The organism is Gordonia sp. 852002-50816_SCH5313054-c, assembly GCF_001665925.1.
In the GTDB taxonomy this organism is placed as follows: domain Bacteria; phylum Actinomycetota; class Actinomycetes; order Mycobacteriales; family Mycobacteriaceae; genus Gordonia; species Gordonia jacobaea.
This window is the reverse complement of the sequence record NZ_LZTE01000075.1, coordinates 1-18,652: the sequence shown is the minus strand read 5'-3', so window position 1 is coordinate 18,652 and position 18,652 is coordinate 1. Positions and strand designations below refer to the sequence as shown.

21 protein-coding genes are annotated in these 18,652 nt (G+C 63.6%); 12 read left to right on the top strand and 9 right to left on the bottom strand.

Annotated features, from left to right (window positions below; translation table 11 throughout):
• Positions 1-26 precede the first annotated feature (26 nt).
• The 3 genes from A5788_RS19045 to A5788_RS19035 are packed head-to-tail and all read left to right on the top strand — an operon-like array spanning position 27 to position 1,633.
• Entirely contained in the window at positions 27-497 is a 471-nt protein-coding gene (locus A5788_RS19045; RefSeq protein ID WP_231894326.1) for an MlaD family protein, read from the top strand.
• A 31-nt stretch (positions 498-528) separates the two neighbouring features.
• Positions 529-942, top strand: coding sequence for a hypothetical protein (locus A5788_RS19040; RefSeq protein WP_064870619.1), 414 nt, complete (start codon positions 529-531; stop codon positions 940-942).
• Entirely contained in the window at positions 935-1,633 is a 699-nt protein-coding gene (locus tag A5788_RS19035; protein WP_082938115.1) for a hypothetical protein, read from the top strand. Before A5788_RS19040 ends, A5788_RS19035 begins: the two co-directional genes overlap by 8 nt.
• Positions 1,634-1,663: 30 nt before the next feature.
• Here A5788_RS19035 and A5788_RS19030 read toward each other — a convergent pair whose 3' ends face one another.
• The 5 genes from A5788_RS19030 to A5788_RS19010 are packed head-to-tail and all read right to left on the bottom strand — an operon-like array spanning position 1,664 to position 6,338.
• Positions 1,664-2,536 (bottom strand): SDR family NAD(P)-dependent oxidoreductase, encoded by an 873-nt coding sequence (locus tag A5788_RS19030; protein WP_064870618.1) that lies wholly within the window; start codon positions 2,534-2,536, stop codon positions 1,664-1,666.
• A gap of 35 nt (positions 2,537-2,571) precedes the next feature.
• On the bottom strand, positions 2,572-2,877 hold the full coding sequence (locus A5788_RS19025; protein ID WP_064870617.1) for a nuclear transport factor 2 family protein: 306 nt from the start codon (positions 2,875-2,877) through the stop codon (positions 2,572-2,574).
• Between the two features lie 10 nt (positions 2,878-2,887).
• On the bottom strand, positions 2,888-3,652 hold the full coding sequence (locus A5788_RS19020) for an enoyl-CoA hydratase/isomerase family protein (protein ID WP_064870616.1): 765 nt from the start codon (positions 3,650-3,652) through the stop codon (positions 2,888-2,890).
• Positions 3,649-4,710 carry an LLM class F420-dependent oxidoreductase gene (locus tag A5788_RS19015; protein ID WP_064870640.1) on the bottom strand — a complete coding sequence of 354 codons (1,062 nt, stop codon included), beginning with the start codon at positions 4,708-4,710 and terminating at the stop codon, positions 3,649-3,651. The genes A5788_RS19020 and A5788_RS19015 overlap by 4 nt, the downstream gene beginning before the upstream one ends.
• 8 nt (positions 4,711-4,718) lie before the next feature.
• Positions 4,719-6,338, bottom strand: a complete 1,620-nt coding sequence (locus A5788_RS19010; RefSeq protein WP_064870615.1) for a class I adenylate-forming enzyme family protein — start codon at positions 6,336-6,338, stop codon at positions 4,719-4,721.
• Positions 6,339-6,569: 231 nt separating this feature from the next.
• Between A5788_RS19010 and A5788_RS19005 the strand changes: the two genes are divergently transcribed.
• On the top strand, positions 6,570-7,361 hold the full coding sequence (locus A5788_RS19005; protein WP_064870614.1) for an enoyl-CoA hydratase/isomerase family protein: 792 nt from the start codon (positions 6,570-6,572) through the stop codon (positions 7,359-7,361).
• Between the two features lie 116 nt (positions 7,362-7,477).
• Here the strand turns inward: A5788_RS19005 and A5788_RS19000 are convergent, their stop codons facing one another.
• Positions 7,478-8,653: an acyl-CoA dehydrogenase family protein gene (locus A5788_RS19000; protein WP_064870613.1), complete on the bottom strand. Its 1,176-nt coding sequence runs from the start codon at positions 8,651-8,653 to the stop codon at positions 7,478-7,480.
• Between the two features lie 216 nt (positions 8,654-8,869).
• Here A5788_RS19000 and A5788_RS18995 point away from each other — a divergent pair, with 216 nt between their 5' ends.
• The 4 genes from A5788_RS18995 (at position 8,870) to A5788_RS18980 (ending at position 11,966) form a co-directional block, all read left to right on the top strand.
• A complete protein-coding gene (locus A5788_RS18995) occupies positions 8,870-9,499 on the top strand; it encodes a TetR/AcrR family transcriptional regulator (RefSeq protein WP_082938114.1) in 630 nt (209 codons plus the stop codon).
• Between the two features lie 36 nt (positions 9,500-9,535).
• Entirely contained in the window at positions 9,536-10,453 is a 918-nt protein-coding gene (locus tag A5788_RS18990) for a PaaI family thioesterase (RefSeq protein WP_064870612.1), read from the top strand.
• Between the two features lie 66 nt (positions 10,454-10,519).
• Positions 10,520-10,714: a ferredoxin gene (locus tag A5788_RS18985; RefSeq protein WP_064870638.1), complete on the top strand. Its 195-nt coding sequence runs from the start codon at positions 10,520-10,522 to the stop codon at positions 10,712-10,714.
• Positions 10,701-11,966 carry an NAD(P)/FAD-dependent oxidoreductase gene (locus tag A5788_RS18980; RefSeq protein WP_231895603.1) on the top strand — a complete coding sequence of 422 codons (1,266 nt, stop codon included), beginning with the start codon at positions 10,701-10,703 and terminating at the stop codon, positions 11,964-11,966. The genes A5788_RS18985 and A5788_RS18980 overlap by 14 nt, the downstream gene beginning before the upstream one ends.
• A gap of 12 nt (positions 11,967-11,978) precedes the next feature.
• Here A5788_RS18980 and A5788_RS18975 read toward each other — a convergent pair whose 3' ends face one another.
• Positions 11,979-12,617 (bottom strand): TetR/AcrR family transcriptional regulator, encoded by a 639-nt coding sequence (locus A5788_RS18975; protein ID WP_064870610.1) that lies wholly within the window; start codon positions 12,615-12,617, stop codon positions 11,979-11,981.
• Positions 12,618-12,832: 215 nt separating this feature from the next.
• On the opposite strand from A5788_RS18975, the gene A5788_RS18970 reads away from it, so the two are divergent.
• Positions 12,833-13,624: a coniferyl-alcohol dehydrogenase gene (locus A5788_RS18970; protein WP_064870637.1), complete on the top strand. Its 792-nt coding sequence runs from the start codon at positions 12,833-12,835 to the stop codon at positions 13,622-13,624.
• Positions 13,625-13,626: 2 nt separating this feature from the next.
• Positions 13,627-15,066 (top strand): aldehyde dehydrogenase family protein, encoded by a 1,440-nt coding sequence (locus A5788_RS18965; protein WP_064870609.1) that lies wholly within the window; start codon positions 13,627-13,629, stop codon positions 15,064-15,066.
• Between the two features lie 12 nt (positions 15,067-15,078).
• Here A5788_RS18965 and A5788_RS18960 read toward each other — a convergent pair whose 3' ends face one another.
• Both A5788_RS18960 and A5788_RS23610 read right to left on the bottom strand, forming a co-directional pair.
• Positions 15,079-16,032, bottom strand: coding sequence for an esterase/lipase family protein (locus A5788_RS18960; protein WP_049698067.1), 954 nt, complete (start codon positions 16,030-16,032; stop codon positions 15,079-15,081).
• 92 nt (positions 16,033-16,124) lie between these two features.
• A complete protein-coding gene (locus A5788_RS23610) occupies positions 16,125-16,373 on the bottom strand; it encodes a DUF2530 domain-containing protein (protein WP_082938113.1) in 249 nt (82 codons plus the stop codon).
• 252 nt (positions 16,374-16,625) lie between these two features.
• On the opposite strand from A5788_RS23610, the gene A5788_RS18955 reads away from it, so the two are divergent.
• Both A5788_RS18955 and A5788_RS18950 read left to right on the top strand, forming a co-directional pair.
• A complete protein-coding gene (locus tag A5788_RS18955) occupies positions 16,626-17,999 on the top strand; it encodes an NCS2 family permease (RefSeq protein WP_231894325.1) in 1,374 nt (457 codons plus the stop codon).
• Positions 18,000-18,097: 98 nt separating this feature from the next.
• A complete protein-coding gene (locus tag A5788_RS18950) occupies positions 18,098-18,541 on the top strand; it encodes a MarR family winged helix-turn-helix transcriptional regulator (RefSeq protein WP_049697824.1) in 444 nt (147 codons plus the stop codon).
• The last annotated feature ends 111 nt before the right edge of the window (positions 18,542-18,652 follow it).

Below are 18,652 nucleotides of genomic sequence, written 5' to 3'. Positions count from 1 at the left end.
CGAAGAACGTGGCGTCCGTGACTGCGATGCTGGCCGTCGTGATCGTTGCTCTCGGCTACATGCACTCTGTCGGGTTGTCGGTATCCGACGGGATCGGTGTCAGCAAAGCTGAACTCCGTGTCGCGAACGCCAACGGTCTTGTCCAGGGCTCGCGCGTGCTGTTCCGGGGCGTCGCCATCGGAAAGGTGACGAATGTCGAGTCGAGCTTCGATGGGGTCGTTGTCCGGTGGAACTACGACAACTCGTATGCGATTCCCGCGAGCTCGACTTATCGAGTCGACAATCTCTCCGCTCTGGGCGAGTCCTATCTGGGAGTCGTGCCCGGGTCCGACGATGGTCCGTCGTTACACGACGACGCCGTGCTGACCGCGCGATCGGTAACCGTACCAACAACGTTCGACGAATTGTCGGCACGTCTCGTCCGCGCTCGGCCAGCTACACACCGACAAGGTCAACGATCTCGTCGCCGAGTTCAACAGTGCACTGCCGTCGGATAAGGGCGTTCTCACCGATCTCAATCATGCAGGCGTGCTGCTCAATTCGGCGATCCTGAGTACCACCGCGCCCTTTGAGCAATTGCTGAAAGACTTTCAGACGGTGCTCGATCGCGGTGCCGGCCTGAGCGATTCACTCGCGGCATCCGGCGCGCCGACCGCTGCCATGGCCGACAAGATCCGGGTGTTCCTCGACTGGTGTGCCAAGTTCATCGTCCAGGACAACCTGCCGACGGCGCTGACCGAGGGGGCCGGACCATTCTTGGAGCGAGCCCAGGTATTTCTCGATAAGGTCGCGCCCGATCTCAAGGTGCTCGGCGACGCCGCGTTGCCATCCGTCGGATCGGCAACGTCAATCCTCAAGACGGCAGATCTCAGTCAACTGATGCGGATCGCACTCAGTACTGCCGGAAGTGGCGATGCCGTCGTGGTATCGGCAGGTGGCTGACACCCCAGATCGCCTCGCGGCGCCGTCGCGCGACGTGAAAGAACACGAACTTCCCGGAAAGGAATCAGATATGGAAACCGCTACGAAAGACGCACCGGTACAGGATGATGCGAAGCCAACCGATGAGCAACCGAGCGACGCCGGCAAGGTCGCAGGCGAGGGAAACACCCCGGTCGGTCGTCGGCGTCTGACGCTGGGGATCGTTGCACTGCTGGGAGTGGCACTGATCGCCGCAGTGGTGACGCTGTCGATCCTGTTGGCGCAGAAGAGTGATCGTGTGGACGAGATGAACGCGGCGACCGCCGACGCGACGAAGGCGCAAAACGTTGCGCTCGACTATGCGGTCAAAGCGGCGTCGATGGATTACAAGGATCTGGGTTCGTGGGATAAGCGCCTGGTCGAGGGGACCTCGCCAGAACTCACTGCCAAGTTGACGGATGCTGCGAAGTCGATGGAGCAGGTCATCACCCCGCTGCAGTGGACGTCGTCGGCTTCGCCCATCGCGGCTCAACTCAAATCCCACAATGGCAGCGTCTACATTGTCACGGCGTTCGTCAGCGTGATGACGAAGAACGCGCAAGCGCCCGACGGCGTTCAGTCGACAGCGACGTACACGGTGACGCTGGATAAGTCGAAGAACTGGCTCATCACCGACGTGGGCGGAGTCGACGCTCCCCTCGGGCAGAAGTAGCTCGGCTTCGTAGCGCCGCCGAGTGGTCGCTCACTGCGCTCGCGACACGCCTGCGCCCCAACGATCGGGATGAGGGAACTCCGGGGCGGCGGTGCCGAGTGCGCGCTCGAAATCGCCGGCCGTCCACGATCCTTCGTGGCTTGTCGACGGGCCCTGGCCCGACGGAATCCGGCCCAGGGGAATCTGGTGCGGATGGGTCCAGACTGCGAGGGTGTCTCCGTCGAACGAAAGACACTGTCCGTGAAGGTCTTCCCGATCCGAAGCGACGATGTGAACGGCTGCTTTGGCTACGTCGTCGGCCGCTGGAAACCCGAGATCGTGGGAGACTCCGGAATCGGCCGCCAAGCCCCGGGTCATGTCCGTGTCTGCAACGGGTGCAAGACAATTGACGGAGATGTCCTTTCCGAACAACTCGATGTCCATCACGCGCGACATCCCGATGATTCCGGCCTTGGCTGCTGCGTAGTTGGCCTGCCCGAACATCCCGTAGAGACCGGAGCCGGACACGATGTTGAGTATGCGTCCCGCTCCGGCGCTGCGCATCACGCGAGCCGCGGCCGAACTACATGAGAAGGTTCCGCGCAGGTGAACTGCGAGGACGTCGTCGAACTCTGTGACCGACATCTTCGTGAACGAGCGATCCCGAATGATGCCTGCATTGTTGATCAGGATGTCGACGGTTCCGAACGAGGTCACGCACTCGTCGACGAGTCTGCGGCAGAAGCCGTCGTCGGCCACCGATCCGGTAGCGCCGAGTGCTGTGCCGCCGCGAGACTCGATCTCGGTGACTGCCGTGTCGACCGCAAGTTCATTGGTGCCGTTGATCACCGCCGAAGCGCCGGCGTCGGCTGCGGCCCCAGCGATCGCTCGTCCAAGCCCGCGCGTCGAGCCGGTGACGATCATCGCTCGACCTGAAAGCGGAAGCGCGACCGCTGGTGTCACGATCGTCCGCGCAGCGAGAGAAGATAGGCCCCGCCTCGTAGGCGGCCGCGATCCGACCTGAAGCGCTCGATCTCGTCGACTGCGACGTCGGGCATGGCTTCCCAGATCTTCTCGACATAGAGCTCGACTCCGGCGATACCGTGGATGACTTCGGGCCAGAAAACATGGTCGTCCCAGACGATCTCAGAGTGCAGAAGTTCCAGCACGCGGTAGGTGGAATGTGAGTTCCACGCTGCGAGCCATCGCGTCGAGAAGTCGTCGAGGAAGTCGGCCGTCGGGAGGAGTCCGGATTCTGTCGTCATCACGAGGCCCTCATTCGCCGAGTCTGTTGTACGCGTTGTTGATTCGTTCGATGACGTCGTCATGCCAGATGACCTCGCGATAAGCGAGGGTTTCGTAGGTGAGCGCGCTGATCGGGTCCATCGCGGTGGAGCGTCGTGCCATCTCCTTGTTGTTGACCGCAGAGGCTGTCGAGGTCTCCGCTATCGACCGTGCCATCGCGGTCGCCGCGGACACAACGGTGCCCGCGGGTACGAGTCGGTCGAGCAAGCCGATGCGCAACGCCTCGGCGGCGTCGATTCGGTCGCCGGAGAAGGTGAGGATCTTGGCCTGGCTGAGACCGACGATCTTCCACAGCGGCGAGAAGTAGGGCGTGAGCCCCATCTTGATCTGTGGGAAGCCCATGACGACGTTGTCCGCACCGATCCGGATGTCGCTGAAAACCGCGATATCGCAGCCGCCACCGAGTGCTGGACCACCCACCGCCGCGATGGTGGGTTTGGGGTAGTCGAGAAGGGTGCCATATGCCCGCAGACATGCGGCCGAATACTCTTCGCGCCGTTGGTGGTTGGTGAACATCGACTGCAGTTTGAGGTCGAGTCCTGCGCAGAAGACATCCTCGCCGCCGGTGAGGACCACGCATGCGACGTCGACATCGGTGGCCCAGTCGTCGAGGCATTCGCTGAGGTCGGCGAATAGTTCGAGGCTGAGCGCGTTCCTCCTGTCGAAGCGATCGAACGTGATGGTTCCGACGCCGGAGTCGATGGTGGCCGCGATCTCGGTGAACGAGCGGGTCATGAGATGTCCTGGCGCACTGGGTCGGCGAGCACCGTCGTTGCCAGTTGTTCGATCTCGGCGACGCTGGTCGGTGAGACCAACATCGTTGTGACGCCTGCCTTCTCCCACGCCTCGACCTGCACGCGCACGTGATCCACAGACCCGATGATCGCGGAATCGTCCACGACCTCGTCCGGTATCACCTCGGCGGCCTTGCCCTTCTGGTTGCTTCGGTACAGCGCGGTGACCTCGTCGACGACCTCCGCGTACCCCATCCGGCGGTAGACCTCGGCGTGAAAGTTGGTGTCCTCACTGCCCATGCCGCCCATGTAGAGCGCGATGAACGGCTTCATGGCGTCGAGCGCTGCGCGGCGGTCGTCGGTGATGACGATGTTCGCGGTAGCGCAGATCTCGAACGCCTCCTGATCGGTCGGCGCGTTACGAACGCGGAAACCGTCGGCCAGCCAGTTCTGATAGGTGTCGCCCATCCGAGGTGTGAAGAACAGCGGGAGCCACCCGTCGGCGATCTCCGCGGTGAGCGCGACGTTTCGTGGTCCTTCTGCTCCGAGGAAGACCGGGATGCTCGACCTGAGCGGGTGCACGATGGGCTTGAGTGGCTTGCCCAGTCCCGTGGTCCCGTCGCCGACGAGGGGTAGTGGATAGTGCGGACCGGCGCTGGTAACCGGGGCGCTCCTAGCCCAGACCTGCCGCATGATGTCGACGTATTCTCGTGTGCGCGCAAGCGGTTTGGCGAATCGCTGGCCGTACCAGCCCTCGACGACCTGTGGCCCCGACACCCCCAGTCCGACGATGTGCCTGCCACCCGAAAGGTGATCGAGCGTCAGTGCGGCCATCGCGCAGGCTGTCGGTGTCCTGGCTGACAACTGGAGCACAGAGGTGCCAAGCCTCATTCGTTGGGTTCTCGAACCCCACCACGCCAAGGGTGTATAGGCGTCCGATCCCCACGCTTCCGCGGTGAACATGCTGTCGAAGCCGTTCGCTTCGGCAGCGGAGGCGAGTTCAGCGTGGTTGTCCGGCGGACTGGCTCCCCAATAGCCCAACTGCAGACCGAGTTTCATCCGCGAGGTCATCCTTTCAATCGTGCCGAGTGTTCACTGGCGATATCGTCCGACGAGGCGAGGCGGAACTTCTGAACCTTTCCCGACGCCGTGGTCGGAATCGAGTCGACGACGTGCCACTCGACGGGAAGCTTTGCGCGCGCGAGTCTGAGCGAGTCGAGGTGAGCGAGGTAGACGTCCGCGCCGGTCCAATCGACCCCGTCATGCAGCGAGATCCACGCGCCGACGGACTCTCCGAACCGTTCGTCGGGGACCGCGGTGACCGCGGCCTGCGCGATGTCGGGGTGCGAGAGCAATGCCGCCTCGATGTCCTGCGTGGAGAACTTCTCGCCCCCACGGTTGACGATGTCTTTGCTGCGTCCGGTCATCCGGACCCAACGGTCGCTGACCTGCCCGACATCTCCCGGGTAGAACCAACCCTCGTCGTCGATCTGCGCGGCGGTCGCGACGGGATCCGTGTATCCCGAGAACATCTGGGGTCCACGAATTCTGAGCTCGCCGATCTGCCCCTCCGGGATCGGCTGACGGAATTCGTCGACCGCCTCGATCTCCATGCCATCAAGGAGGCGACCGTCCCACTCTGCGCGACGCTCCAGTGGGTCCGATTCGTCGGCCGCGGTGCAGATTCCAGCAGTCTCGGTCATTCCGTAGCTGCGTGTCGCAGTGACCCCGACCGCATCTGCGGCTCGAATCAGACGAGACGGGATCGTGGCTCCCGCACACACGTAGTCGTCGAGGCGGTGCTGTGCGCCGAGACCCTGCTCGTATCGATCGATGAGTTCCTGTAGAAAGACCGTCGCGCCCATCATCAGGCTGACCCGCTCGCTCTCGATGAGGTCGACCGCGCGATCGGCGTTCCAGCCGCCCATGATGACCGAACGTGCACCCAGGTACGACGGAAAAATCAGTCCCGCAACAAATCCGCCGAGATGTGAGAGGGGAGTGGCCGCGAGCAAGACCGCACTTTCGTCAAGGCTGAACGCGGCGGCGAAGTTCCGCAGATGCGCGATGAGTGCCCGCGAGGTCAGAAGCGCACCCTTGGGGGCGGACGTCGTACCGGATGTGTACAGGATCAATGCCGGTTCCTCCGGCGGCAGCGGTTCGGGAAGCGTGCTCGCAATCGGGCTGTCGGGGCCGGGAACTTCGGACCATCCGGGCGCGGCCCCTCCGACGAGAAGCTTGAGTTTCGGCTGGTGTCCGGTGTCTGCGAGGATGCCGTCGACCTCGACATGCGGCGAACGACTGCCCAGCGTGTGTGCGACGGCGATGGCCGCGGGTCTCGCATCCGCGATGATCTGTGACGTCTCGTGTTCACGGTAGATCGGAATCACGGGGACGTTGATCGCACCGATACGAAACGCGGCGACCTGTAGTGCCAGTGCCTCGAGGCAATTGGGTAGCTGGACGAGAACGCGGTCACCGTATCCGATTCCGTTGTCCACCAGCGAGGTTGCGATGGCATTGGTCCACCGCGCGAACTCGCCGTATGTCACTCGCCGATCGTCGAAGACGAAGAGTTCGCGGTCGGGATGGGCCTGCGCCCGCGTGTCGATGAGGCTGCCGATTCTCTCGTCGAGCTGCAACCCCGAACTGGGCGGCGCATCGGCGGGATTGGTGGTGTGAGGCATGGGTGAGCGCTCCGTGTGTAGTGTGGCGTGCGCAACAAACGCTACACCATGTTCGGACTTTTCTTGATCAAAAAATCGAACTCGATGTACGCTTTTATAGGCGGTCCCACCGACCGAGCGGAGATGCGTCGTCACTTGGCGGCGACTCCCCAAGCAACCTCCCGACAACTCTGCATTCCAAGGTCTGCAATACCAAGCGAATCTTCAATTCCAAGGCAAGGGGTTCACATCATGTCCAAGTACGAGTATCTGATGACGTCCATCGAGGACGGGGTCGGAATCATCGCGCTCAACCATCCCGAGAAGCGCAACGCGCTCGGGTGGGAACTGCACCAGGAGATCATCGGTGCCCTCGACGAGTGGGCGTACGACGACGAGGTGGCCGCGGTGCTCTTCATCGGCACCGAAGAGTACTTCTGTGCGGGATGGGCACTCGACGTCCTCCAGGACACCACGGATGCCGACCGCACGAGGTTCACCGATCTGGCGCTGCAACTGATGGTGGCCATCTACGACTATCGCAAGCCGACGGTCGCGGGCGTTGCGGGTGTCGCTCCCGGCTACGGGATGGACGTTGCGAACATGTGCGACATCACGATCGCGTCGAAGAATGCCAAGTTCGGTTCGACGCAGGTGAAGTACGCGATGAACGGCTTCTATCACGGCATGTTGAGCAAGATGAACACCCAGCGTGCGCGTCGCATGCTCTTCACCGGCGACCCGATCTCCGCGGAGGAGGCATATCGGGTCGGGCTCGTCGACGAGCTCGTCGAGGTCGGTACGGTCCGCGAGAAGTCGCTGGCCCTGGCCAAGCAGATTGCCGAGAACGGAGCGGAACTGACCACCGTTCTCAAGGAAGTGGCGCTGCGCGCACAGAACATGGATCACATCGGTGCGACGGCCTACGAACTGCGCGTGACACACGATCTGGTCCAGCGCGGCTTGTTCACCAAGCGCATTGCCACCGGCCTCGAGAAGCTCAAGTCGGGTCAGAGCCGCGCGACCGAACGCGTTGCGTTGTAGCGGTGGCGCATTGGCGTCCTGAGTCGGAAAAGCATGACGGGCGGAACCCTATCGGGTTCCGCCCGTCGCGCTTGAGCAGCGGTTCTTGCCCGGAGCGTTGCCTATCGGCCAGATGGCTACAGGCCCAGGGAGCGCCCGATGATCTCCTTCATGATCTCGGTGGTGCCGCCGTAGATGGTCTGAATGCGCGAGTCGACGAATGACCGCGCGATCGGGTACTCCTTCATGTAGCCGTACCCGCCGTGCAGTTGCAGACACCGGTCTGCGGTGCGCACCTGCAGTTCGGTCGTCCACCACTTGGCTTTCGCCGCCTCGGCAGGCGTTAGCTCGCCTCGCACGAGCAGGCGGATGCAGCGATCGACAAACGCCTGCGCCACACTGAGTTCCGTCGCCAGTTCGGCGAGTACGAACCGGCTGTTCTGGAACGAGCCAATCGATTTTCCAAAGGCCTTGCGCTCCTTGACGTACTCGAGAGTTCGGTCGAGCATCCCCGCCACGGCGCCCACCGACGTGACGGCCAGCGACATGCGTTCCTGTGGGAGATTGCGCATCAGTTGGTAGAAGCCTTCGCCCTCCTCGCCGAGTCGGTTGGCCACCGGAACGCGTGCGTCAGTGAATGACAGTTCGCTCGTGTCCTGACCTGCGAGTCCGAGTTTGTCGAGATTGCGTCCCTTCTCGAATCCGGGGGTTCCTGCTTCCACCACGATGAGCGTGAGCCCCTTGTGCGGGTCATCCGAGGTGCGCGTGGCAACCACAACGAGGTCGCAGTTCTGTCCGTTGGAGATGAAGGTCTTGGCGCCGTTGATCACGTAGTGCTCGCCGTCGCGTACCGCGCGGGTGCGAATCCCCGACAGGTCGCTACCGGTCCCCGGTTCGGTCATGGCGACAGCGCCGATGAGTGTGCCCGCGGTCAGGCCGGGCAGCCATCGCTGCTTCTGCTCGGCCGTGGTGAGGTCGAGGAGGTACGGACCGACGACGTCGTTCTGCAGCGCGATTCCCAAACCGGCAGAGGCCATTCCGGATCGCGCGAACTCCTCGTTGACAATCGCGTTGAAGCGAAAGTCATCGATTCCAGCGCCGCCGTACTCCTCTGGAGTGGGGAACAGGAGGAGCCCTGCGTCTCCGGCTTGCGAGAACATGTCTCGATCGACGATCTTCGCTGCCTCCCAGCGGTCGAAACTGGGTGCGACGACGCGTTCGATGAAGGCCCGTACCGCTTCTCGGAACTGTTCGTGCTCCGGTTCATACAGCGCGTCCGAATCTATTTGGCCGACACTGGTGTCGAGGGTCATGAATACTCCTGGTGATGGTGTGCTGTGGCGATCCGACTGCCGAGATAGCGCGCGGAAGGACATGTGGTCTCTGGGTACGGGGACGGATCTGCCGCCAGAGAAGAGACATGGTGTTCGATTTTTTACCGTACATCGTGTTCAACTTTTGACCAAGGTCTACGGCGCAGTTGCAACGCGCTCGGGGATCCCGGAAGCGGTTCGCGATACGGTGTTGTCATGTCGAGAAGTGTTCGCGAGCCGGCCAGGACGCCCGGCCGAGAGCGCCAGCGTGCTGCGACCATTCGTCGTGCCACCGACGCCGCCGAGGCTCTGCTCACCGAAGGCGTGCCCTTCAACGAACTGAGTGTCGAGGGTGTCATCTCCCGGGCGGGTATCGCTCGGTCGACGTTCTACGCTCACTTCGACGACCTGGGGCACCTACTCCGGGCGCTCGGTGAGGGAGTGGTCACCGACATCATCGACGCTGCGAGAGCGTGGATGAGTCTGGGCGCCGACATCACGCCGGAGCAACTGCAAGCTGCGATCCGGGGCCTGGTGCAGACCTATCGCCGTCGCGAACAGCTGTTGGCGGCACTGGCCGAGGCGTCGACATCCGATGAGCTTGTCCGTGATGAGTTCCATCGTCTACTCGGCGCCGGACACGACGAGTTGGTGAAACACATCGTGCGCGGACAACGTGAGGGCTTCGTTCGTGCCGACGTTGATCCTCAGCCGACCGCGGGCTGGATTGTGTGGATGGTGGAACGTGGCCTGTACCAACAGGTGCGCCTGGCAAAGCCGCGTATGGTTCGGCGTCACGCCGATGCGCTCGCGGAGATCATCTGGCAATCGCTCTACCGGCTGTAGGTCCGAAAGCGTCTGGGTCGGGTAGCATCACGGCGCATGCTGCCTTTCCCCTCGCCGGTAGGCGACGATGACTCGAGATCCGAACATGCCCTGCTGCAACAGAATCGGTTCGATCACGACATCGCTTTGTGCATGGAACCCGACGCCGACGGCCACGTCGGCGGACCGACCGGGCTGCACGACGAACTGTTCGGAGTCACGTTGTTCGGGCATCGTCGGGGACTGGCCGCGGGCGATTGTCGCTCGCTGGTCGGCGACGGAAATCCGGGCTGGTTGATGGTCCTGTGCGACATGATCCTGGCTTGGGCGGCAGTCGATTCCGATGGGCCGGGAACCTGCGTGACCACCTCGCTCGACCTCCATATCGACGTGGAGGTACTCCGTGGTGCCGACCACATCCTTGGTGTTGCGCGACGATCGTTTGCAGGCGAGTCACACTCGGTCAGCACCTGCGAGCTCCGGACGGTCGGCGGTGCCCTCGTCGCCACCGGAACCGGCACCTTTTTCGCGGTGCCAGGTTTGTTGCCGGGAAGCTATGCCGGTACCCCGGTCACCGAAGTCCACCAGTCGATTCCTGAGCTGCTGCGTCTCGATGTCGACGCCACGGCGGGCTGCGGAAGGCTGCCGGTTGATGACCGCGTCGCCAATCCGTCCGGCGTCATCCATGGTGGTGTGCAATCTGCGGCGATGTTCTCGGTGATCGCCGAGTATGCCGAGGTCACCACCGGCGCCGAAGTCGAGTTGCGGCACGTGACAGTGGACTTCCTCAAGCCGCTGCCCATTTCGGCTGGTTCGCCCGGGATCAGGGTGGAAGCGAAGCATGTCGGTCGACGAGCTGCCTCGTTCACCGCGGAGTTGGCCGATGCGCGCGGCGTCGTGGGTACGCGTGCGGCGGTGACCGCTGCGGTGAAGAATTCGGGCGACGACTTGCGGCGCCTCCGTAATTTAATTTAATCTCAATTAGAGAAGTTCGATTGCCGCTCGGCAGTCGACCATGAAACTGATCGAGGGGTGAGCGGCGTGAAGGTCATCGTCGACGCAGCCAGGTGTACCGGGTTGGGCATCTGCGAGTCGATCGCACCAGAGGTGTTCGAGGTTGACGAGTCGGGAGAACTCTCGGTTCTCAAGGCCGACATCGATCCCGACGAACTGCAGGCGGTCGAAGACGCTGTCGCAGGATGTCCGACAGAGGCGCTACGCATTGCTCGCGACTGAGGTGGGATCGCCCAGCAGCGCAGGGAATCCCCGGTCCCTCGTCGTCGTCGGTGCATCACTGGCAGGACTGCGCGCGGTTGAGGCTGCGCGTCGAGCGGGGTTCGACGGGCGGATCACGCTTATCGGTGCGGAAGCACATGTCCCGTACGATCGACCGCCGTTGTCGAAGGCATTTCTTGAACCGGCAGACAAAGAACCGTCGCCACCGTACTTCCGCGACAAACAAATCCTCGAGAACGATTTGGGAGTCGAACTCGTACTCGGTTCGCCCGCAACCGGTTTGGATGCGGAGAACAAGCGTGTTCTGATCGACGACCGCGAGATCGGATATGACGCACTGGTCATCGCGACAGGATGCGCGCCACGGACGCTCCCGATGGGAGAGGGACTTGCAGGCGTGCATGCGCTGCGTACCATCGAGGATGCGATGGCAGTGCGAAAAGCGCTGTCGCACAGCACTTGTACGGTTGTGATCGGTGGCGGTTTCATCGGTTCAGAGGTCGCCTCTGCCGCGCGGCTGCGTGGCGGGGAGGTGACCGTGGTCGAGGCGCTCCCGACACCCCTGGTCCGTGCTGCTGGCGCACAGATGGGCTCAGCCATCGCATCGCTGCACGAGCGCAACGGAACCTCGCTCCGATGTGGGCACGGTGTGCGTTCTATCGAAGGCGATGATCGGGTGCAACGAGTGGTCCTCGACGACGGGTCGAGCATTGACGCCGATCTCGTCGTGGTGGGTGTCGGTGTGACTCCGGCGACGAAATGGCTTGCCGGATCGGGTGTTTTGATCGACGACGGCGTGCGCTGCGACGAAACTCTGTGGACGGGCGTCCCTGGCGTCTACGCTGCCGGCGACGTCGTCAACTGGCCGAATGCTGTGATCGGTGAACGTCAGCGGATGGAGAATTGGACTGCCGCTGCCGAGCAGGGCGCGACCGCCGCACGCAACGCGCTCGATCCGGAGAACGCGAAACCCTATGGCACGGCCCCGTATTTCTGGTCGGACTGGTACGACGTCCGCATTCAGTTCGTCGGTTCGCCGAACGCGGACGAAGTACGGGTAGTCGCAGGGGAGCCGGGCGTCAGTGACCAATGGGTGGCGCTGTATCGCCGAGGTGACAGGTTGATCGGGGCGCTGACCGTCAATGGTCAAACGGTCATCATGAAGTACCGGGTGATGATTACCAAAGGTGCATCGTGGGACGACGCGCTCGCCTTCGCCGAGAAGCGAAAGAGCGCGGCGGCGGCACGTTAGTCGGAAGTCGGTTCAGTCGGAGGTCAGTGCGCCGTGGACGAAATTTTGTGCCTGCCGTACGACCTTGTCCAAGCCGGTTTTCCGAGGATTCCACCACTCCGCGGTCCAGTTCAGTGATCCCAGGATCAGCATCTGTGCGACGTAGAGGTCGAGGTCATGGCGCAGCAGGCCGTCTTCGTGCGCGCGGTGGATCAGGTCGCGCCACACGCGCCCGTACTTTCGTTCCTCCGCAACCTGGCGTTTACGGATGTGGTCGGGGATCTGGCCCGCGTTGCGAATCGACGCCGTCGTGTACGCGGAGATCTCCAGTTCGTGGCGTAGGTGGGATTCGACGGCAACCATGATCCGCTCGAGAGAGTCGGTCTCTTCGGGTAGCTCGTCGAGGATTGTGGTGACGTGGTTGAGCATGTCCGCGGTCCCGGCCCACATGACCTCTTCGATGAGACTCTCGCGGGAGTCGAAGTAGTAGTAGATCGCTGGGGCCTGAAGCTCGGCGACCCGAGCCACATCGGTCAGGCGTGTACCGGCGTAGCCCTTCGTGCTCAGCACCTCGGCGGCGGCGTCGAGTATCCGCGCCCGTGTGCGCTCAGATTTCGACTGCGCAGCGGGATCGTTGTCGACTCCCGGACTCGGGGTTCTGCGGGCTGCCATGAATGGATGATAGTTCAGGGCGCTCACGTACCGACGCCTCGCCGGCTCGGCACAAAACCGAATTCAAATTAGAAAAACCTCGACGCGGCTCGTGTCGAGCGGATAGGCTGCGACCACGGGAAACATAAATCACGTTATGTTCTGTGACCGTGCGAGCGATCGTCGACGAGAACCCGAGCTCAACGGATCACGGCGCCGATGAGGAGTTGAGAAGAATGTCAGAGTTCAGTGGCAAACGCTACGTCGTCACGGGCGCGGCGTCGGGGATCGGGCATACGGTCGCCGACCTGCTCTGTAAGGCTGGCGCTGAGGTGCACAGCCTCGATCGCAATGAGCCGACCGTCCCTGTGGCCAGGCACATCCCGGTCGACCTTGCCGATGTGGCCGGCATCGGAGCCGCTCTCGATGTGCTCGGCGACGGATACGACGGACTGCTCAATATTGCCGGTGTCCCCGGAACGGCCCCCAGTGCAACGGTATTCGCTGTGAACACGCTTGCCACTCGCGAACTCGCGGAGGCTTTCTTCGAGCGACTCAACCCCGGCGGTGCCGTGGTGGTGGTGTCCTCGACGGCGGGCTTCGGTTGGCCGAAGCGTCTGCCACAGATCCGGGAGTTCTTGGAGACGGAGAACTTCGAGGAGGGCGCCCAGTGGTTCGCTGCGCACCCGCAGGAGGGCAATGCGTACAACTTCTCCAAGGAGTGCACGACCGTGTACGTCCATTCGATGGGCCTTGCCTTCAACGAGATGGGCTTCCGCATCAATGCGGTGCTGCCCGGCCCGGTCGAGACGCCGATCCTGCAGGACTTTCGAGAAACCATGGGAGAGGACACGATTGACGGCGTCGCCAGCCTGCTGGGGCGGCATGCGACACCGGAAGACGTCGCAGGCGTCGTCCTGTTCCTGGCGTCCGACTCTGCACGGTGGATCAACGGCGAGGCGATCAACGTGGACGGCGGTATCTCGGGAGCCATACTCTCGGGCACCGTGCCGGTACCGGAGTACTGAGGATGACCATCCAGCATGAGGCCGCGAACCCCGGCACCGCGAACACCGACACCGCGAACACCGGCACCGCGAACACAGGCACCGCGGCAGCCGACTTAGCAGATCGCCTGCGAGCGGTCTTTGCCGGCGGTCGCACCAGATCTCTCGAGTGGCGTGAGGCGCAACTCGACGGTCTCGAGCAACTCGTCGTCGAGCAGGAAGCCGCGATAGCGGATGCGATCCACGCCGATCTCGGACGGAGCGCGCACGACGCGTGGTTCGGCGAGATCGTCGGGACCAAGGGTGAGATCGAGGAGGCACGCCGCGGTCTGAAGCGGTGGATGAAGCCCCGTCGGCAGCGCATGCCCCTGTTGCAGCGGCCAGGAGCTGCATGGATTCAGTACGAGCCACTGGGGGCCGTGCTGGTGATCGGGCCGTGGAACTATCCCGTCTTCCTCACGCTTTCACCACTCGTGTCGGCGATCGCTGCGGGAAACACGGTGTGTGTGAAGCCATCCGAACTCGCTCCGGCGACATCGGGCTTGCTCGCACGCTTGCTTCCGCTCTATCTCGACCGTGAAGCGATCACCGTGGTCGAGGGCGATGGCGTGGTGACTCAGGGTTTGCTGGCACAGGGGTTCGACCACGCCTTGTTCACCGGCGGCACGGAGGTCGGTCGCAAGATCCTCGCAGGCGCTGCGAGCACGTTGACGCCGGTGACGTTGGAACTCGGTGGAAAGAGTCCGGTCATCGTCGCCGAGGACGCCGATCTCGACGTGACGGCGCGCCGCCTGGCGTGGATCAAGTTGATGAACTCGGGCCAGACCTGCATTGCCCCCGATTACGTTCTCGCGCATAGCAATGTCAAAGGCGAGCTGGTCGACAAGCTCGCCCGCTACCTGACCGAGTTTCGCTCAGGAGAACCGTCGGGTCAGCCGATCGTCAACTCGCGGCAGTTCGAACGGCTCGCGGGCTATCTCGGTTCGACCAAGGGGCGGCCTGCGGTCGGCGGTGGTTTCGACCGTGCGTCGAACACTATCGAGCCGACGGTCATCGTGGACCCCGAACCGGGGGAGCCGATGATGCAGGAGGAGATCTTCGGCCCGATTCTTCCGGTGCTGGGCGTCGAGGATCTCGACGCCGCGGTGGCCTTTGTCAATCGACGTCCGAAACCTCTTGCGGTGTATGTGTTCTCCAAGTCGAAATCGACTGCACGGGGGTTGGTGGATCAGATTCCGGCTGGTGGTGCGGTGATCAATCACGTTGCGCTGCACCGCCTCATCCCGACGCTGCCGTTCGGAGGGGTTGGCGCGAGTGGAATGGGTACCTATCACGGCAGGTGGGGGTTCGAAGAGTTCAGTCATCGCAAATCTGTTCTGTACAAGCCATTTTGGATGGACCTCGACCTCGTCTACCCTCCCTACAGCGACCGTGCGAAGGCGCTGTTGCGTCGAATGTTCTGACCTGGGCGCTACCTAGTAGGCGCCGCCGCTGAGCGGTGCGGCTCGATCGCACGGCACCGGGCGGGGGTGTGCGGGGTCGAGCGCGTTCAGCACGAAGTACGCGGCGCGACGCGAGCCTGCGATGCCCGCGTGTTCGGTGTAATCGACCGGGCAGCCGTCCTGGACGACGATGTTGCGCACGTTGGAGCCACCCGGCGGCAGGCCGAGCGTGTACGGGACGACGGCCTCGTCGTAGCGGGTCGCGATGTTGGTGTAGCTGATCTCGGGGTAGTAATAGCCGCCCGCCGCGATCTTGCGCATCACGTCGGAGGTGGGGTCGAGTTCGGCGCATCCCTGGCAGAGCGGGGTCTGTGCCGCGGAGATGCCGAGCTTGCGGACCGTCGGCAGGATCTGGTCGGCTCCGGCCACCGTTGAACCACGCCACGCCGGGGCGATTGATACGTGCTTGTCGATCTTGCCCCGTCCGCCAAGGTATTTCGCGTAGTACGCGGGCACGACGGTGCCCTGCGAATGTCCGACAACGTCGACCTTCGATGCGCCCGTTGCCGCGAGGACCTTGTCGACGAAACGTCCGAATTGTGCTGCGCTGTCTTCGATCAGTCCCATTCCGCCGACGGCGGGACCGGGCCACGGCAGCTCATCGAGCGCCCCGTAGGTGAGCGCGAAGACGCAGTAGCCCTCGTTCTTCAGCAGCGGAACGTATGTGCCCCAATTGGTTTGCTGCGATCCGCCCGTTCCGTGTGCGAGCACCACGGGGTAGGGATGTTTCGACGTCGGGCGGCAGGAGAAGTCGTTGGAGCCCGGGAGCGATCCGCCATGGTTCGACAACTCGGCAGGGATGCCCGAGAAGAAGTTGAACGTCACCGGCAGAGGAGCCGCCGACGCGGTGCCCGCAGTCGTCGTCCCGGCGAGCAAGGCGAGTGCTGCCGCGACCGTAACCAGTAGTGAGAATCCCCGAATCCGCATGAACACTGAACCTAGCAAGCGCTTGGTGAGCGTGGGTGTGTTGCGTCGAAACCGTGTTCTCGACGCCCCGCCGTCTGCTGGGCGGTCGGCGTTCAGTCGAGACCGCGTTGCGCGGTCCGGTCGCCGCGTCGAGACGCGGCGCGCTGGAGGAGGAAGACTCCCGTGCCCGCTACGCCGACGGCGAGACCTACAAGACATACGGCAAGCGTGCGGCCGCCTCCCCATCCGGTGGCCCACACGACGATCGTCGCCACCAGCCACGCGACCATGCCGACGACGATCACCGGCTCGGGCGCCCGCAGCGCTTGCGGCAATTGGGGGATCTCGGGTTCATCGGCCACGGAGGACAGGGTAACTTCCCCCTTGTGACAAGCGATCCCTCGAGTGATCCGACTGGGCCATCGAACTCCGACGCCCAGTCGGCGGAACCGAGCGCCCAGTCGGCGGAACCGAGCGCCCAGTCGGCGCAACCGAGCGCCCAGTCGGCGGAACCGAGCGCCCAGTCGGCGCAACCGGCGGAACCGGCGCGGCGGTTCGGTGCCGTCGACCGCTTCTTCAAGGTCAGCGAACGCGGTTCGACGCTGAGCCGCGAGATGCGCGGCGGGCTGGTGACGTTCTTCACGATGGCCTACATCGTGGTGCTCAACCCGATCATCATCGGCGGCATACCGGGCGAGTCCAAGAACGCAGACGTCCTCGGCAACGTGCTGCCCATCGCGCAGGTCGCGGCTGTCACGGCGCTCGTCGCGGGTGTCATGTCGATCATCTTCGGCTTGGTCGCCAACTATCCGTTCGCCATCGCCACCGGTCTGGGCATCAACAGCCTGCTGGCGGTGACCATCGTCCCCGAGGTCACCTGGCCCGAGGCGATGGGGCTGGTCGTGGTCGACGGCATCATCATCGTCATCCTGGCGATCACCGGATTCCGCACCGCGGTGTTCAATGCTGTTCCCGCAGAGCTGAAAGCAGCGATCGCGGCGGGTATCGGCTGCTTCGTGGCGTTCATCGGATTTGTCGACGCCGGATTCGTCCGACGTATCCCCGACGCCGCGGGCACCACCACGCCCGTCCAGCTCGGTTTCGGTAACTCGATCACCACGGTGCCGACGCTCATCTTCGTGATCGGCGTCCTGCTCATGGGCGCGTTGATGGTGATGAAGGTGCCGGGTGGTCTGCTCCTGGGCATCATCATCACGACGATCATCTCGATCATCCTGGAGTCGACGCTGCATCTCGGCTCGGGCGCCGAGAAACAGGGCGGCTGGTCGCTGTCGGTGCCCAAGATCCCCGACTCGGCAGGCGGACTGCCCGATCTGAGTCTCGTCGGCAACGTCGACCTCTTCGGCGCCTTCACACGTATCGGTGTGCTCGCGGCGTGTGTGTTCGTCTTTGCGCTGGTGCTGTCGAACTTCTTCGACGCGATGGGCACGATGACCGGCCTCGGCCGCGAAGCCGGACTCGCCGACGACAAGGGCAATCTGCCCGGCGTCGGTAAGGCGCTGGTCGTCGAGGGCACGGGCGCGATCGTGGGCGGTGTGGCGTCGTCGTCTTCGAATACGGTCTTCGTCGAGTCGGCGTCGGGTATCGCCGAAGGTGCCAGAACGGGTCTGGCCAACATCGTGACCGGTGGACTGTTCATCGTGGCGATGTTCCTGACGCCGCTGTACGAGGTCATCCCGTCCGAGGCCGTCGCGCCGGCACTGGTCATCGTCGGTGCGCTGATGATGGGTCAGGTGACCCGCATCGACTTCACGAAGTTCGAGTACGCACTCCCGGTGTTCCTGACGATCGTCACCATGCCGTTCACCTACTCGATCGCCAACGGCATCGGCGTCGGATTCATCAGTTGGGTGGTGATGGCCGCAGCGGCGGGCAAGGCGCGCAAGGTGCACCCGTTGATGTGGGCGATCGCGATCGTCTTCGCCCTCTACTTCGCGCGCGAACCCATCTCCAACCTGATCAGTTGACCAGAAAAACGGGCAATTCGGGCCGATGTCGTCCGTTCGAGTTGTGAAAACGGTCGGTCAGTACTGCAAATGCTGTGCGGCAAACTAATGTAAAGCCCGTGAGTACACCGACCGACGACGGTTTATCGGGTGCCCTGGCGCTAGCGATTGTGCGCTTGGCGCGGCGACTGCGCCTACGTAGGCAGAACCAACTCGTATCTTTGACCCAGTTGTCGGCCTTGTCGACGCTACACATCGAGGGCGCGATGACGCCGGGCGCGCTGGCGGCCGCCGAGCGGGTCAAGCCACCGTCGATGACGCGCGTGCTGGCATCGCTGTCCGATCTCGGCATGATCGAGCGCGCGCCGCACCCCACCGACGGGCGTCAGGCGATCGTGACGCTCGCACCCGCAGGCGAGGAGGTGATCGTCGCCGAGCACGCCGCCCGACGCGCCTGGCTGTCAGACCAGATCGACGCCTTGACCGACGACGAGCGCGCAACCCTGCGCAGCGCCCTGCCGGTCCTCGCCAAACTCATCAGCGAAACCGACGAGCCCAACTGAGTGTGCCGCCCCGACCCTCCCGGGGTCGAGCGCCCCACCCGCTGATCGAGCTTGTCGAGCGCCCCACCCGCCGATCGAGACCCAGCACGCTGACCGGGCCCCGCCCGCTGA

What these genes read in the sequence shown, in the direction of transcription:
- A5788_RS19045 (WP_231894326.1), top strand. Translation starts at nt 27, where the DNA reads ATGCTGGCCGTCGTGATCGTTGCTCTCGGCTACATGCACTCTGTCGGG.
- A5788_RS19030 (WP_064870618.1), bottom strand. Translation starts at nt 2,536, where the DNA reads ATGATCGTCACCGGCTCGACGCGCGGGCTTGGACGAGCGATCGCTGGG.
- A5788_RS19025 (WP_064870617.1), bottom strand. Translation starts at nt 2,877, where the DNA reads ATGACGACAGAATCCGGACTCCTCCCGACGGCCGACTTCCTCGACGAC.
- A5788_RS19020 (WP_064870616.1), bottom strand. Translation starts at nt 3,652, where the DNA reads ATGACCCGCTCGTTCACCGAGATCGCGGCCACCATCGACTCCGGCGTC.
- A5788_RS19015 (WP_064870640.1), bottom strand. Translation starts at nt 4,710, where the DNA reads ATGAAACTCGGTCTGCAGTTGGGCTATTGGGGAGCCAGTCCGCCGGAC.
- A5788_RS19010 (WP_064870615.1), bottom strand. Translation starts at nt 6,338, where the DNA reads ATGCCTCACACCACCAATCCCGCCGATGCGCCGCCCAGTTCGGGGTTG.
- A5788_RS19005 (WP_064870614.1), top strand. Translation starts at nt 6,570, where the DNA reads ATGTCCAAGTACGAGTATCTGATGACGTCCATCGAGGACGGGGTCGGA.
- A5788_RS19000 (WP_064870613.1), bottom strand. Translation starts at nt 8,653, where the DNA reads ATGACCCTCGACACCAGTGTCGGCCAAATAGATTCGGACGCGCTGTAT.
- A5788_RS18995 (WP_082938114.1), top strand. Translation starts at nt 8,870, where the DNA reads ATGTCGAGAAGTGTTCGCGAGCCGGCCAGGACGCCCGGCCGAGAGCGC.
- A5788_RS18990 (WP_064870612.1), top strand. Translation starts at nt 9,536, where the DNA reads ATGCTGCCTTTCCCCTCGCCGGTAGGCGACGATGACTCGAGATCCGAA.
- A5788_RS18975 (WP_064870610.1), bottom strand. Translation starts at nt 12,617, where the DNA reads ATGGCAGCCCGCAGAACCCCGAGTCCGGGAGTCGACAACGATCCCGCT.
- A5788_RS18970 (WP_064870637.1), top strand. Translation starts at nt 12,833, where the DNA reads ATGTCAGAGTTCAGTGGCAAACGCTACGTCGTCACGGGCGCGGCGTCG.
- A5788_RS18965 (WP_064870609.1), top strand. Translation starts at nt 13,627, where the DNA reads ATGACCATCCAGCATGAGGCCGCGAACCCCGGCACCGCGAACACCGAC.
- A5788_RS18960 (WP_049698067.1), bottom strand. Translation starts at nt 16,032, where the DNA reads ATGCGGATTCGGGGATTCTCACTACTGGTTACGGTCGCGGCAGCACTC.
- A5788_RS18955 (WP_231894325.1), top strand. Translation starts at nt 16,626, where the DNA reads ATGCGCGGCGGGCTGGTGACGTTCTTCACGATGGCCTACATCGTGGTG.